Below are 12,902 nucleotides of genomic sequence, written 5' to 3'. Positions count from 1 at the left end.
GGCCAGCCAGGCGCCGACCGCCTTCCGCCCGGAGCCCTCCACCACCGAACCCCGAGCGCCCCACGACCGCACCAAGGCTCCCGACCGCCAAGCCTCCGAAGCGCCCCCACCGCCGTCGCCCCGTCTACCCACCCCCAGGCAGCCGAACTCCCCGCCAACCGCATCAGCCGACGGGGAGTTCGCTCAGCGTGAGGGCAGGTGGTGCCTCACTTCTTCGGGTAGCGCCATGACACCACCGCGACCGCGATCACCGCCGCGCCCACGATCAGCGCCGGACGCGGGTGTCGTATCGCCGCCAGGACCAGGGGCCGGACCGGTCCCGGCACGCTGTGCTCCGCCCTGCGCTCCAGCTCGTGGCCGGTCCGGGTGGCCCCGCCCTGCGTGGCCTCACCCGCCCGCAGGGTCCGGTCCTGGACCTTGTGCCCGGCCTCCAGGGCACGGTCCTGGGCCTTGTGACCCGCCTGGACGGCCCGGTCCTGGACCTTGTGCCCGGCCTGCACGGCCCGGTCCTGGACCTTGTGGCCCGCCTGCGTGGCCTTGTCGTGCACGGTGTGCCCGGCCTGCGCGGCGGTGCTGCGCAGCTGCACCGTCATCGCGCCCGCCTTGTCCCTGAGGTCTGCCGCCCGGGCCCGGGCGCGCCCCTTCACGTCCATCTTTCCTGCCAACTCCTCCACCGTGTCGCCGAGTTCACTACGGGTCCGCTCGATCTGCCGCCGCAGTTCGTCAGGGCCCTTGGCCCCGGAAGGGGCGTGATCGCCGGTCGTCCTGTCCGTCATCGGTGCGCCCTTTCCTTGATCTCCTCGACATCGGCCTTGACGCTGTCGAGCGCCGCCTCCGGCGTGGGGGGCGTGGCCTGGCGCAGCTGGGCACGCCCGGTCGCCGCGAGCACCCCCGCGATCACGAACAGCACGCCCGTCACGATCAGCGCCGCGGCCCAGACCGACAGCACCAGCGACAGCGCGGCGACGCCCGTTCCGGCCAGCGCGAGCAGTCCGGCGTAGGCGAAGGCGCCGGCGGCACCGAGCAGCCCGCCACCCTTCCCGGCCCGCCGGCCTTTCTCGGTCAGCTCCTCCTTCGCGAGGGCGACTTCCTGTCGTACCAGCCGGGAAAGCTGTTCGGTGGCCTGTCCGACGAGTTCGCCCACCGAGTGGTGTTCGTCATGCGCCGGCCTGGGGGCCATGGTTCCGGTCACGGGGCTCCGCCTCCTCTCGGTCGGAACACCCGGGTACCCGGCCCGGCCCCCGCTACCCCTGCGGTCCGCCGTCCGGGCCGCGCTCTCCGAGGCGGGCCAGCTGGCTCTGGAACCAGTCGAGCCGGGCCTGCAACAGGGCGGCCTCGGCGGCGAGTTCGGGCACGCCGAGTCCTTCGGGGGCGTCGAGGCCGGCCACGACCGCGGCCGCGGGACCCGCGATCACCCGCAGCCCCTCCCCCGCCAGCCGCGCGAACCCGGCGAGCGAGACGGCCGTACGACCTCGAAGGCAGGCCGCGCACGAGGGGGCGAGGGCCCGCCAGCCGGGCCGGCCCCAGCCGGCGTCGGCGAGCGCCGCCGCGACCGTGCCGCAGGCGCAGGGGCCGACGGTGGCGGTGCGCACCCGCTGACGGGCGTAGCGGAAGCCGAGCTCGAAGCGGAGGTAGCGGCCGAGGACCAGGACGTCGAGGAGGACGGCCGTGCGGTGCTCGGCCGTGCACAGCAGTGCCTCGGCCGCGGCGCGGTCGTGCACGCAGTGGAAGCCGCAGTCGCAGCGGCGGTTCGGTGCCCGGTGCCGCAGGCCGTACACGCAGGACGCGTCGGCCAGGACTCCGTACGGCAGCGCGCCGCCGAGCGACACACCGGTGAACCCGGCCCGGGTGCCGTCCTGGGACAGCACCGGGTGGGCGATCTTGTATCCGGTCGGCGGCTCCGCGGGGCGTTCCTCCGGAAGCCGCAGCCTCATCGGGCCGCCGGAACCTCTTCGGGAGCCTTCAGTTCCTTGATCTCCTCGGGAAGGTCGAGTTCGTCGTCCTGGATCTGCGGCCGCTCCTCGGCGACTCCGGTGGCCAGTGCCTTGCCGAGCTTCATGACGCCTCCCATACGCAGGGGTCCCTTATCGCCATGGTGACCCATGAGGGCCGTGATGGACATAGGGCCTTCGACCTCACGGTGAAGCTTCTCTTACCGGTATATCGCAGAAGAATTAAGTGGAGCTTCACTGTCGCCGCGCCGAGACTTCCCCCATGACGACTACGCCTCCTCCCTTCGGCCGCGCCCTGTGTGCCATGGTCACCCCCTTCACCGCGGAGGGCGCGCTCGATCTCGACGGCGCCCAGCGCCTGGCCGCGCACCTGGTCTCGCAGGGCTGCGACGGCCTCGTCCTGTCCGGCACCACGGGTGAGTCGCCGACGACCACGGACGCGGAGAAGTCGGCGCTGGTGACGGCGGTCCGGGAGGCGGTGGGCGAGCGGGCGTCGGTGGTGGCGGGCGTGGGCACCTTCGACACCCGGCACACCGTCGAACTGGCTCTGGCGGCCGAGAAGGCGGGCGCCGACGGGGTGCTGGTGGTGAGCCCCTACTACAGCAGGCCGCCGCAGGACGCGCTGGAGGCGCACTTCCGGGAGATCGCTGACGCCTCGGGCCTGCCCGTGATGCTGTACGACATCCCGGGCCGCACCGGCACCCGCATCGAACCGGAGACCATGATCCGGCTCGCCGGGCACCCCCGGATCGTCGCGGTCAAGGACTGCTCCTACGACCTCCTCGGCACCCAGAAGGTCCTGCACCGCACGGACCTCGCGTACTACGCGGGCTGCGACGAGCAGATCCTCGCGCTGTACGCGGTGGGCGGGGCGGGATACGTCAGCACCGTGGCCAACGTGGTCCCGGACCGGATGCGGGCGATCCTCGACCTGTTCGAGGCGGGCGACACCCCCGTGTCCGCCCGCCTCCAACAGAGGGCCGTTCCGCTGATCGAGGCGATGATGGCGGCGGGCCTGCCCGGCACGGTCACCGCGAAGGCCCTGCTCAACGCGCTCGGTCTGCCCGCCGGCCCGGTCCGCGCCCCGCTGCGGCCCGCCGGCCGGGAGACGGCCGACGGGCTGCTGGCGGAGTACGAACGGCTGGTGGCCGCCTGATCAGGTCTCCGCAGCCGCCTGATCAGGGCTGGGCGAACAGCGGCTCCCAGCGTCCGGCGTCCCCGTCGTTGCCCTCACGGAAGCCGCTGAGCGGGACCTCCTTGTCGCTGCCGATGGTGACCAGCACCAGCCGCTGGTGGAACTCGTTCTTGTCGTTCTTGCCGATGTCCCAGGCGATGAGCTGCTTGTTGCCCACCCAGGCGAGCAGCTGCTGGCCGCGTACCTCGGTCGGGTGACCGGTCTTCGCGTCGACGACGTACGACGACGTCTTCCACTTCTTGCCCGCGAAGTCCCCGGCGACGAGCCTGCCGTCGGGCGACAGGCCCGCGTCCACGAACCACGACAGGTACTTGTAGCCCGCCGGCACGGAGACCTTCTTGCCCGTGAGGTCGTAGAACACATAGCCGGGCTCCATCGGGCTGCCCTCCCAGACGTGCCGGCCGTCGTCGGTGAGGGCGAAGTCCTGGCGGGAGTTCATGAAGGTGCTGCCCGTGGGGCCCCCGGGGAGGCCGCCGGTCTTGATCTCGGTCCAGGCACCGTCCCCGGAGGCCACGTCGAGGACGTAGAAGCCGGTGCGGCTGGACGTCATGGGCTGACCCCACTCGACGTCGCCCTCCGCCTTGACCAGCCCGTCGGGGTTCTGGCTGTACGTCGTCGCGACCAGCTTGCGGCCGTCGCGGGAGAAGGAGAGCCCGCCGACCCCGTGGTCGACCTTGATCCAGCGCTCGACCTTGCCGGAGGTCAGGTCGAGCAGACCGATCCGGGAGGCGGGCAGGTCCCGTTCGAGGACGGCGGCCGTCTTCCCGCCGGGCGCGACCGCCACCCAGGACCAGTCCGGGGCCTTCTCGTACGTGCCGGTCCTCGGGTTCAGCAGGTGGTAGGTGCGCTGGGAGACAGCGGTGTCCGCGCTCTTCTTCACCGTCTCCGGGATGAAGTACCCGACGAGGGTCGTGCCTCCGACGGAGATCTCCTCGCGAGGCGGCGACTGGTCGGGGTGGGCCTTCGTCTTCTTCTCCACCACGACCCCACCACCGCCCGAGGGCCGTACGTCGTCCTTGCCGGAGTCCAGCAGCGGTACCGCCACTCCCACGGCGACCACGGCGACCGCAGCCGCGGCGGCGAGCGCGATCCTGCGGCTGCGGCGGCGCCGTCGCACGGCGAGCACCCGGTCCGCGAACCCCGCCGCGACCGGCGGTTGCTCGGCGGCCTGCTCGCGCAGCGCGTCGCGCACGATGTCGTCGACGTTCACGGACGCACCTCCACGGGCGAGTAGTCACGGGAGTCCAGCCGCTCGGCGTCGGCGGGCCCGAGGGCGGCCAGTTCGGGTGCGAGTGAGCGCAGCCGGGCCAGCGAGCGGTGGGTGGTGGACCGCACGGTGCCGACCGAGCAGCCGAGCAGCCGGGCCACGTCGGCCTCGGGCAGGTCCTCGAAGTAGCGCAGCACCAGCACGGTGCGCTGCCGTGCGGTGAGCCGGGACAGGGCCTGGCGCATCACGAGGCGCAGTTCGGTGGCGGCGGCCGCGTCGGCCCGGCCCTCGCCGGCGCCCGCCGGTTCGGGCGGCTCGGCGACGCTGACCTCCCGGCGCGGCCACTTCAGCCGCCAGCGGCTGATCTGCTGGCGGTAGAGGACCTGACGTACGTAGGCCTCGGGTTCGTCGATCTTCTGCCAGCGCCCGGCCGCCCGGACCAGGGCGTTCTGGAGCAGGTCCTCACCGGCGTACTGGTCTCCCCCGCACAGGAGGACGGCGGTCTTCAGCAGGGCGGACGACCTGCTGTCCACGAAGTCCCGGAAACTCTCCAGCCCTTCGGCATTCATCGTCACCTTCTCTTCCCCCGGCGGCGCGGGTGCGCGGCCTCCGACCCTTGTGACGCGTGCGGGGCTCCCCCGCTATGCCGCGGACAGGAAAAAAGTCGCCGCAGAGGTGAATCCTCTACGGCGACTTCGGCGCGGGTCAGTTCCAGGAGTACCCGTCGCCGATCAGCAGCAGGTGCTCCAGGACGTCCTCCATCGGGTCGTCCACCTGGCCGATGTTGACCAGGCCGACCCGGGGGCCGTTGTGGGAGGCGGTGTTGGTCTCGTCGGCACTCGCGGTCCCGGCCGCCATCCCGCAGGACATCCCCGCCAGGGCCAGCGCCCCGGCCCAGGCCCGCCTGCTCCTCATCACCCTCGTCACCCTCATCGGGCTCATCGCTGCGACCCCTCGTTCGTCGTCTCGGCCTCTGATCGGACTCTGCGTCCACCCGTTCATCTGCCGAAACGCCCGCGAGGTCACGCCGAGCAACCCGTAAGTGATCTTCGGGCGGCCCGTGGGAGCTCAGTTGTGGCTGTGCAGGACGTCGTTGAGGCCGCCCCAGACCGCGTTGTTCGGGCGGGCCTCGACGGTGCCGGTGACCGAGTTGCGGCGGAAGAGGATGTGGGAGGCGCCGTTCAGCTCGCGGGCCTTGACGATCTGGCCGTCGGGCATGGTGACCCGGGTGCCGGCGGTGACGTAGAGACCGGCCTCGACGACGCACTCGTCGCCGAGCGCGATGCCGACGCCCGCCTCGGCACCGATCAGGCAGCGCTCACCGATGGTGATGCGGACGTTGCCGCCGCCGGAGAGGGTGCCCATGGTGGAGGCGCCGCCGCCGATGTCCGAGCCGTCGCCGACCACGACACCGGCGGAGATCCGGCCCTCGACCATCGACGTGCCGAGCGTGCCGGCGTTGAAGTTGACGAAGCCCTCGTGCATCACGGTGGTGCCGGCGGCGAGGTGCGCGCCGAGCCGGACGCGGTCGGCGTCGGCGATGCGGACGCCCTTGGGGGCCACGTAGTCCGTCATGCGCGGGAACTTGTCGACGCTCGTGACGGCGAGGTGCAGGCCCTCGGCGCGGGCGTTGAGGCGGACCTTCTCGACGTCGTCGACGGCGACCGGGCCGAGCGAGGTCCAGGCGACGTTGGGGAGGAGGCCGAAGATGCCGTCCAGGCTCTGGCCGTGCGGCTGGACCAGGCGGTGCGAGAGCAGGTGCAGCCGCAGGTAGGCGTCGTGCGTGTCGAGCGGCTTCTCGTCCAGGGAGGCGATGACCGTACGGACCGCGACCACCTCGACACCACGGCGGGCGTCCGGACCGATCGCCTTCGCGGCGCCTTCGCCGAGCAGCTCCACGGCCTTGTCGGCCGACAGCCGCTCGGTGCCGGCGGGCCCCGGCTCGGCGGCCAGCTCGGGAGCGGGGAACCAGGTGTCGAGAACGGTGCCGTCGGCGGCGACGGTGGCGAGGCCTGCGGCGATGGCGCCGGTGATACGGGGAGCAGTCGTGTCGGTCATGAGGGCAACCTAACCGCCGGGGGGCGCACGAGGCGAACCCGCACGCGGGCCGTCTCAGGAGTCGGGCGGTACGCCGTACCCACGGGGAACGCCGAGGTTCGCCGGTATGTGTGACACCCGTCCGGGATCGAGACGCCGGCGGCGATCAACCACTCCCGGCCGGGATCCCCACTCCCGGCGAGAATCACCCCCTCCCCGCCGGGATCACCCGCGCCAGCATCTCCCGCGCATACCCCTCGTCGTACGGCACCCCCGTCAGCAGCACCTGGAGGCAGATGCCGTCGGTCAGGGCGACCAGGGCCCGTGCCGTGACCGGGTCCGTGCGGTGGGCGAGGCGGGCGGCGAGGTCGTCGGCCCACTCGGCGGCGACCGGGCGCAGGGCGGGGCGGCGCAGGGCGGCGAGATAGAGCTCGTACTCCAGCTCGACGCCGGTGCGGTCGCCGCCGAGCCAGTCGCCGAGGACACGGGCGAGGTCGGCGGCGAGGTCACCGCCGGGACCGTCCAGCGCCCCGTGCGCGGCGACCGCCTTGGCGAAGCCCTCGCTGGCCTGGCGCAGCGCGGCGACCATCAGCTCGTCGAGGCTCTTGAAGTGGTACGTCGTCGAACCGAGCGGCACATCGGCCTCGGCGGCGGCACTGCGGTGGCTGAGCCCCGCGAGGCCCTTCTCGCCGACGACCCGGATGGCCGCGTCGATGATCCGCTGCCGGCGCTCGGGGTCGTAGCGCCGGGCCATCAGTGCGCCCCGCCCAGGTTCAGCACCACGACCCCGACGATGATCAGCGCGATCCCGGCGGCCTTGGTGACGGTCATCCCCTCCCCGAGGAAGAGCATCCCGATGGTGGCGATGGTCGCGGTGCCCACCCCGGCCCAGATCGCGTAGGCGGTGCCGACGGACACCGTCTTCAGGGTCTGGGCGAGCAGTGCGAAGGACAGGACGTAGCCGAGCACGGTCAGAGCCGAGGGTCCGAGCCGGCTGAAGCCCTCGGTGTACTTCATGGCCGTGGTCGCCGCGACCTCGGCTGCGATGGCTCCGGCGAGGAGCAGGTATCCCATGTGTACAAGCGTACATAACCGTGAACACGGGAAGTCCCGGAGTCGGTTGAGAAGTCGATGTGGAAACGGTTCGATTCAAAGGGCTGCTCACAACCCCCGGCAACCACTACTGTTCCCTCCGGAACCACATGTGTTTCACCTTTCACCTACCGCGCCACCACAGCAGCGGCCGTCGCACACCCGCGCCGCGCCGGAGGAACAGCGCATGCCCGAAGACAAGTCCCAGCCGCCCCAGGACCGCCCCTGGGAGAACGGCTGGACACTGGACACCTCCCGCACGCCCGGCACCAGACGGCTCTATCTGGCCGGCGCGCTGGCGGTGGCCACGATCGTCGCCTGCGTGGCGGCGATAGCCGCGACCGACAACGAGGACGACGTCCGGTCGAAATCCGCGCGGGACGGGGGATCCGGTCTGATCTCCTTCTCCTCGCAGCCCGCGACGACCCTCCCCCCGGAGGGCGACAGCGGCCTCTCGTCGGTGTCCCCCACTCCCCAGGGCCCCCGGCAGCAGGGCACCGGCCCGACCGTCGCGGTCACGACCACCCCGAAGCCGCCCAAGTCCACGCCGTCCAAGGGCAGTCCGGCGAAGCCGAAGCCCTCGGTGACGTACCGCTCGGTCCGCGCGGTCAACTACCCCGACCGCTACTGGCATGTGACCCAGTACTACGTGGCCCTGGACCCGGTCCGCGGCTCGGAGTCCCGCGAGGACTCGACCTTCAAGCAGGTCAAGGGACTGGCGAACGCCTCGTGTTACTCCTTCACCACGCACGACGGCCAGTACCTGCGCCACAGCAACTTCGTGCTGCGCGCCGCCCGTGACGACGGCTCGTCCCTCTTCGAGCAGGACGCCACGTTCTGCCCCCGCGACTCGCCCTCCTACGCCGGTGCCAAGATGCTGGAGTCGGTCAACTACCCCGGTTATTTCCTGCGCCACGAGAACTTCGTGGTCCGCCTCGAACGCTTCGAGTACAGCTCCCAGTACATCGCGGACTCGTCGTTCCAGTTGGTGGGCGGGCTGGCCTGAGCATGCGGAAGGGGCCGCGGCACACGGCCACGGCCCCTTCCGGACACCGGTCGGACTCGCTCAGACGTTGAACCCCAGCGCCCGGAGCTGCTCCCGTCCGTCGTCCGTGATCTTGTCCGGGCCCCACGGCGGCATCCACACCCAGTTGATGCGGAGTTCGCTGACGAGGCCGTCCGTGGCGGACTTGGCCTGGTCCTCGATGACGTCCGTCAGCGGGCAGGCCGCCGAGGTCAGCGTCATGTCGAGGGTCGCGATGTTCGCGTCGTCGATGTGGATGCCGTAGATCAGGCCGAGGTTGACCACGTCGATGCCCAACTCGGGGTCGACGACGTCGTACAGCGCCTCGCGGATCTCTTCCTCGGAGGCCGGCTTCATCTCAATGGTCTCGCTCATGCCGTCTTCCTTTCGGCGTCGGCGTCCAGCGCCTGGGCCGTCGCGTCCTTCCACGCCATCCAGCTGAGGAGGGCGCACTTGACCCGGGCCGGGTACTTGGAGACACCGGCGAACGCGACCGCGTCCTCCAGCACCTCCTCCATCGCGTCGTCGGGCTCGATCTTTCCCTTGGACTGCATCAGCTCCAGGAAGGTCTCCTGGATCTTCTGCGCCTCCGCCAGGTCCTTGCCGACCAGCAGGTCGTTCAGCACGGAGGCCGAGGCCTGGCTGATCGAGCAGCCCTGGCCCTCGTACGAGACGTCCTCGATCGTCGAGCCGTCGTACTTCACGCGGAGGGTGATCTCGTCGCCGCACGTGGGGTTCACGTGGTGTACCTCGGCGTCGCCGTCCCTCAGACCACGCCCGTGCGGGTGCTTGTAGTGGTCCAGGATGACTTCCTGGTACATCGAATCAAGCTTCACGACTCAGCCAGCTCCTCAGCCGAAGAAGTTCCGTACGTGCTCCAGCCCGTCGACCAGTGCGTCGATCTCGGCAGGCGTGGAGTACAGATAGAACGACGCTCGCGTGGTCGCAGGAATTCCGTACCGCAGGCAGACCGGCCGCGCGCAGTGGTGGCCGACCCGGACCGCGATGCCCTCCTCGTCGAGGACCTGGCCCACGTCGTGGGGGTGGATGTCGCCGAGCGTGAAGGAGATCGCCGCACCCCGGTCCTCGGCCGTGGTCGGGCCGATGATCCTGAGGTCCGGGACCTGCGTGAGGCGCTGGACGGCGTACTCGGTCAGCGCGTGCTCATGGGCGAGGATCTTGTCCATGCCGATCGACTGGAGGTAGTCGATCGCCGCGCCCAGCCCGACCGCCTGCGCGATCGGGGGCGTGCCCGCCTCGAACTTGTGCGGGGCGGGGGCGTAGGTCGACGAGTGCATCGACACGGTCTCGATCATCTCGCCGCCGCCGAGGAACGGGGGCAGGTCCTCCAGGAGTTCCTGCCGGCCCCACAGCACGCCGATACCGGTCGGACCGCACATCTTGTGGCCGGTGAAGGCCACGAAGTCGGCCTGGAGGGCCTGGACGTCTATCGGCATGTGCGGTGCCGCCTGCGAGGCGTCGATGCAGACCAGCGCACCGACCTCCTGCGCCCGGCGGATGATCGTCTCGACCGGGTTGACCGTGCCCAGGATGTTGGACACCAGCACGAAGGAGACGATCTTCGTCTTCTCGGTGATGATCTCCTCGATGTTGGACAGGTCGAGCCGGCCGTCGTCGGTCAGCCCGAACCACTTCAGCTTCGCGCCGGTGCGCTGCGAGAGCAGCTGCCACGGCACGATGTTGGAGTGGTGCTCCATCTCGGTGATGACGATCTCGGTCTCGGAGTCCACGCGGTAGGGCTCGTCGGCCCAACCGAGCATGTTCGCCACGAGGTTGAGGGACTCGGAGGCGTTCTTGGTGAAGATCACCTCGTCGCGCGAGGGCGCGTTGATGAAGGAGGCGACCTTGTCGCGCGCTCCCTCGTACAGCGCCGTGGCCTCCTCGGCGAGCACATGCACACCGCGGTGGACGTTGGCGTTGTAGCGCTCGTAGTACTCGCTCAGGGCGTCCAGCACCTGGCGCGGCTTCTGCGAGGTCGCCGCGTTGTCCAGGTAGACGAGCTTCCGGTCGTCGTGGACCAGTCGGTCCAGGATCGGGAAGTCCTTGCGGATCGCCTCGGTGTCGAGGAGGCCCGGCAGCTGTGTCACTCGGATGCGCCACCCTTCGTGTAAGCCTCGTAGCCCTCGTTCTCCAGCTTGTCGGCGAGCTCGGCACCGCCGGACTCGACGATCTTGCCGCCCGCGAAGACGTGCACGTGGTCGGGCTTGATGTAGCGCAGGATGCGCGTGTAGTGCGTGATCAGCAGGGTGCCGACCTCACCGGTCTCACGGACGCGGTTGACGCCCTCGGAGACGACCCGGAGCGCGTCGACGTCGAGGCCGGAGTCGGTCTCGTCGAGGATCGCGATCTTCGGCTTGAGGAGCTCCAGCTGGAGGATCTCGTGGCGCTTCTTCTCACCGCCGGAGAAGCCCTCGTTGACGTTGCGCTCGGCGAAGGAGGGGTCCATGTTGAGGCGCTCCATGGCCTCCTTGACCTCCTTCACCCAGGTGCGCAGCTTGGGGGCCTCGCCGCGGATGGCGGTGGCGGAGGTGCGCAGGAAGTTGGAGACCGAGACGCCGGGGACCTCGACGGGGTACTGCATCGCCAGGAACAGGCCCGCGCGGGCGCGCTCGTCGACCTCCATCTCCAGGACGTCCTCGCCGTCGAGGGTGACGGTGCCGCCGGTGATGGTGTACTTCGGGTGACCCGCGAGGGAGTAGGCGAGCGTCGACTTGCCGGAGCCGTTGGGGCCCATGATGGCGTGCGTCTCGCCCTGCTTCACGGTCAGGTCGACGCCCTTGAGGATCTCCTTCGTGGCGTTGTCGGCCTCGACGGTGACGTGCAGGTCGCGGATTTCAAGCGTTGCCATGGATTGCCTCAGGACTCCTGGTTGAGGGAGACGAGCACGTCGTCCCCTTCGATCTTTACGGGGTATACGGGGACGGGGCGCGTCGCGGGAAGGCCGGACGGCTTGCCGGTGCGCAGGTCGAAGCTGGAGCCGTGCAGCCAGCACTCGATCTGGCAGTCCTCCACCTCGCCCTCGGAGAGCGAGACGTTCGCGTGGGAGCAGATGTCGTGGATCGCGAACACCTCCCCCTCGGTCTGCACGAGGGAGACCGGCGTGCCGTCGAGTTCCACCCGCTTCGGGGTGTCCTCCTCCAGCTCGCTCAGCCCGCAGGCGCGTACGAAAGCCATCAGACGGTGGCCTCCAGCTCCTCGTCGATCTTCACGAGAAGTCGCTCTTCGATGTCGTCGACACCGATCTGCTGGACCAGCTCGGCGAAGAAGCCGCGGACCACCAGACGGCGGGCCTCGTCGGCCGGGATGCCGCGGGCCATCAGGTAGAAGAGCTGCTCGTCGTCGAAGCGGCCGGTCGCACTCGCGTGCCCGGCGCCGACGATCTCGCCGGTCTCGATCTCCAGGTTCGGCACGGAGTCGACGCGGGCGCCGTCGGTGAGGACGAGGTTGCGGTTCATCTCGTACGTGTCGGTGCCCTCGGCCTTGGCCTCGATGAGCACGTCGCCGATCCACACCGCGTGCGCGTCGTCGCCCTGGAGCGCGCCCTTGTAGACGACGTTGGACTTGCAGTGCGGGGCGTTGTGGTCGACCAGGAGGCGGTGCTCCTGGTGCTGGCCCTTGTCGGTGAAGTAGAGCCCGAACAGCTCGGCCTCGCCGCCGGTGCCGGCGTAGGAGACGCGCGGGTGCAGCCGTACCAGATCGCCGCCGAAGGTGACGACGACCGACTTGAAGGACGCGTCCCGGCCGACCAGCGCGTTGTGCTGGGCCACGTGGACGGCCTTGTCGTCCCAGTCCTGGACGGAGACGACGGTCAGTTTGGCGCCGTCGCCCAGGATGTAGTCGACGTTGGCGGCGAGCACCGCGTCACCGGTGTGGTCGATGACGACGACGGCCTCGGCGAAGGCCCCGAGCTCGACGACCTGGTGGCCGTAGCGGACCCCGCCCTCGCCGTGCACGGCGATGCGGATCGGCTCGGTGAGGACCGTCTCCTTGGGGACGGTGACCACGCCGGCCTTCTCGAACGCCGAGTACGCCTGGGCGGCGACGCGGTCCACCGGGGTGCCCGCCCTGCCGATCCGGGCGTCGTCACGGCCGACGGTCTCGACGGTGACGCCCTCGGGGGCCTGCACGTCCACCGTCACGCCGGCGCCGGTGGCGACCGCGGTGCCGTCGTGCAGCCCGCGCAGGCGCTCCAGCGGGGTGAACCGCCACTCCTCCTCCCGGCCGTGCGGGACGGGGAAGTCCTGCACGTCGAAGGACGGGGGCGCGCTCATGCGCGTGGCGACGGTCGACTCGGCGGCCACCGCGATCGAGCCGGCGGTGGTGGATCCCACCGGGATGTTCTGGGCCTCAGCCATGGCTGTCGGTCTGCTCTCT

At 70.6% G+C, this 12,902-nt stretch carries 18 protein-coding genes; 2 read left to right on the top strand and 16 right to left on the bottom strand.

Annotation, left to right across the window (positions count from 1 at the left end; genetic code table 11):
- Positions 1–206: 206 nt before the first annotated feature.
- From OHN19_RS33155 to OHN19_RS33140, 4 genes are read right to left on the bottom strand one after another with little or no spacing between them, the layout of a single operon-like run.
- Positions 207–776 (bottom strand): DUF3618 domain-containing protein, encoded by a 570-nt coding sequence (locus OHN19_RS33155; protein ID WP_330267725.1) that lies wholly within the window; start codon positions 774–776, stop codon positions 207–209.
- Positions 773–1,192, bottom strand: a complete 420-nt coding sequence (locus OHN19_RS33150; protein ID WP_330267724.1) for a phage holin family protein — start codon at positions 1,190–1,192, stop codon at positions 773–775. Before OHN19_RS33150 ends, OHN19_RS33155 begins: the two co-directional genes overlap by 4 nt.
- Positions 1,193–1,244: 52 nt before the next feature.
- Positions 1,245–1,934, bottom strand: a complete 690-nt coding sequence (locus tag OHN19_RS33145; protein WP_330267723.1) for a hypothetical protein — start codon at positions 1,932–1,934, stop codon at positions 1,245–1,247.
- Positions 1,931–2,059 carry a hypothetical protein gene (locus OHN19_RS33140; protein ID WP_330267722.1) on the bottom strand — a complete coding sequence of 43 codons (129 nt, stop codon included), beginning with the start codon at positions 2,057–2,059 and terminating at the stop codon, positions 1,931–1,933. Before OHN19_RS33140 ends, OHN19_RS33145 begins: the two co-directional genes overlap by 4 nt.
- A gap of 155 nt (positions 2,060–2,214) precedes the next feature.
- Between OHN19_RS33140 and dapA the strand changes: the two genes are divergently transcribed.
- Positions 2,215–3,108, top strand: a complete 894-nt coding sequence (dapA, locus tag OHN19_RS33135; protein ID WP_330267721.1) for a 4-hydroxy-tetrahydrodipicolinate synthase — start codon at positions 2,215–2,217, stop codon at positions 3,106–3,108.
- Between the two features lie 22 nt (positions 3,109–3,130).
- On the opposite strand, the gene OHN19_RS33130 is transcribed toward dapA, so the two are convergent.
- From OHN19_RS33130 to OHN19_RS33105, 6 genes are all read right to left on the bottom strand, one after another.
- Positions 3,131–4,357, bottom strand: coding sequence for a WD40 repeat domain-containing protein (locus OHN19_RS33130; protein ID WP_330267720.1), 1,227 nt, complete (start codon positions 4,355–4,357; stop codon positions 3,131–3,133).
- On the bottom strand, positions 4,354–4,923 hold the full coding sequence (locus OHN19_RS33125) for a SigE family RNA polymerase sigma factor (RefSeq protein WP_330267719.1): 570 nt from the start codon (positions 4,921–4,923) through the stop codon (positions 4,354–4,356). The genes OHN19_RS33130 and OHN19_RS33125 overlap by 4 nt, the downstream gene beginning before the upstream one ends.
- Before the next feature lie 136 nt (positions 4,924–5,059).
- Positions 5,060–5,269, bottom strand: coding sequence for a hypothetical protein (locus tag OHN19_RS33120; protein ID WP_330267718.1), 210 nt, complete (start codon positions 5,267–5,269; stop codon positions 5,060–5,062).
- Between the two features lie 153 nt (positions 5,270–5,422).
- Positions 5,423–6,412: a 2,3,4,5-tetrahydropyridine-2,6-dicarboxylate N-succinyltransferase gene (gene dapD / locus OHN19_RS33115; RefSeq protein WP_330267717.1), complete on the bottom strand. Its 990-nt coding sequence runs from the start codon at positions 6,410–6,412 to the stop codon at positions 5,423–5,425.
- A 184-nt stretch (positions 6,413–6,596) separates the two neighbouring features.
- A complete protein-coding gene (locus OHN19_RS33110) occupies positions 6,597–7,145 on the bottom strand; it encodes a TetR/AcrR family transcriptional regulator (protein ID WP_330267716.1) in 549 nt (182 codons plus the stop codon).
- A complete protein-coding gene (locus tag OHN19_RS33105) occupies positions 7,145–7,465 on the bottom strand; it encodes a DMT family transporter (protein WP_123759970.1) in 321 nt (106 codons plus the stop codon). The genes OHN19_RS33110 and OHN19_RS33105 overlap by 1 nt, the downstream gene beginning before the upstream one ends.
- Before the next feature lie 205 nt (positions 7,466–7,670).
- Between OHN19_RS33105 and OHN19_RS33100 the strand changes: the two genes are divergently transcribed.
- Positions 7,671–8,489 carry an AbfB domain-containing protein gene (locus OHN19_RS33100; RefSeq protein ID WP_330267715.1) on the top strand — a complete coding sequence of 273 codons (819 nt, stop codon included), beginning with the start codon at positions 7,671–7,673 and terminating at the stop codon, positions 8,487–8,489.
- Between the two features lie 60 nt (positions 8,490–8,549).
- Here OHN19_RS33100 and OHN19_RS33095 read toward each other — a convergent pair whose 3' ends face one another.
- From OHN19_RS33095 to sufD, 6 genes are read right to left on the bottom strand one after another with little or no spacing between them, the layout of a single operon-like run.
- Entirely contained in the window at positions 8,550–8,882 is a 333-nt protein-coding gene (locus OHN19_RS33095) for a metal-sulfur cluster assembly factor (RefSeq protein WP_123988411.1), read from the bottom strand.
- Positions 8,879–9,343, bottom strand: a complete 465-nt coding sequence (gene sufU / locus OHN19_RS33090) for a Fe-S cluster assembly sulfur transfer protein SufU (protein WP_330267714.1) — start codon at positions 9,341–9,343, stop codon at positions 8,879–8,881. Before sufU ends, OHN19_RS33095 begins: the two co-directional genes overlap by 4 nt.
- Before the next feature lie 15 nt (positions 9,344–9,358).
- The gene (locus OHN19_RS33085; protein WP_330267713.1) at positions 9,359–10,615 is read right to left on the bottom strand and encodes a cysteine desulfurase; all 1,257 of its coding nucleotides are present in this window, start codon (positions 10,613–10,615) and stop codon (positions 9,359–9,361) included.
- Positions 10,612–11,376 (bottom strand): Fe-S cluster assembly ATPase SufC, encoded by a 765-nt coding sequence (gene sufC / locus OHN19_RS33080; protein ID WP_053847447.1) that lies wholly within the window; start codon positions 11,374–11,376, stop codon positions 10,612–10,614. Before sufC ends, OHN19_RS33085 begins: the two co-directional genes overlap by 4 nt.
- A gap of 8 nt (positions 11,377–11,384) precedes the next feature.
- Positions 11,385–11,702: a non-heme iron oxygenase ferredoxin subunit gene (locus OHN19_RS33075; RefSeq protein ID WP_330267712.1), complete on the bottom strand. Its 318-nt coding sequence runs from the start codon at positions 11,700–11,702 to the stop codon at positions 11,385–11,387.
- Positions 11,702–12,883: a Fe-S cluster assembly protein SufD gene (gene sufD / locus OHN19_RS33070; RefSeq protein WP_330267711.1), complete on the bottom strand. Its 1,182-nt coding sequence runs from the start codon at positions 12,881–12,883 to the stop codon at positions 11,702–11,704. The genes OHN19_RS33075 and sufD overlap by 1 nt, the downstream gene beginning before the upstream one ends.
- Positions 12,884–12,902: the final 19 nt, after the last annotated feature.

The organism is Streptomyces griseorubiginosus (assembly GCF_036345115.1).
Taxonomy (GTDB): Bacteria; Actinomycetota; Actinomycetes; order Streptomycetales; family Streptomycetaceae; genus Streptomyces; species Streptomyces griseorubiginosus_C.
Note: the sequence above shows the minus strand (reverse complement) of the source record. Positions and strands in the feature narration are given on the sequence as shown.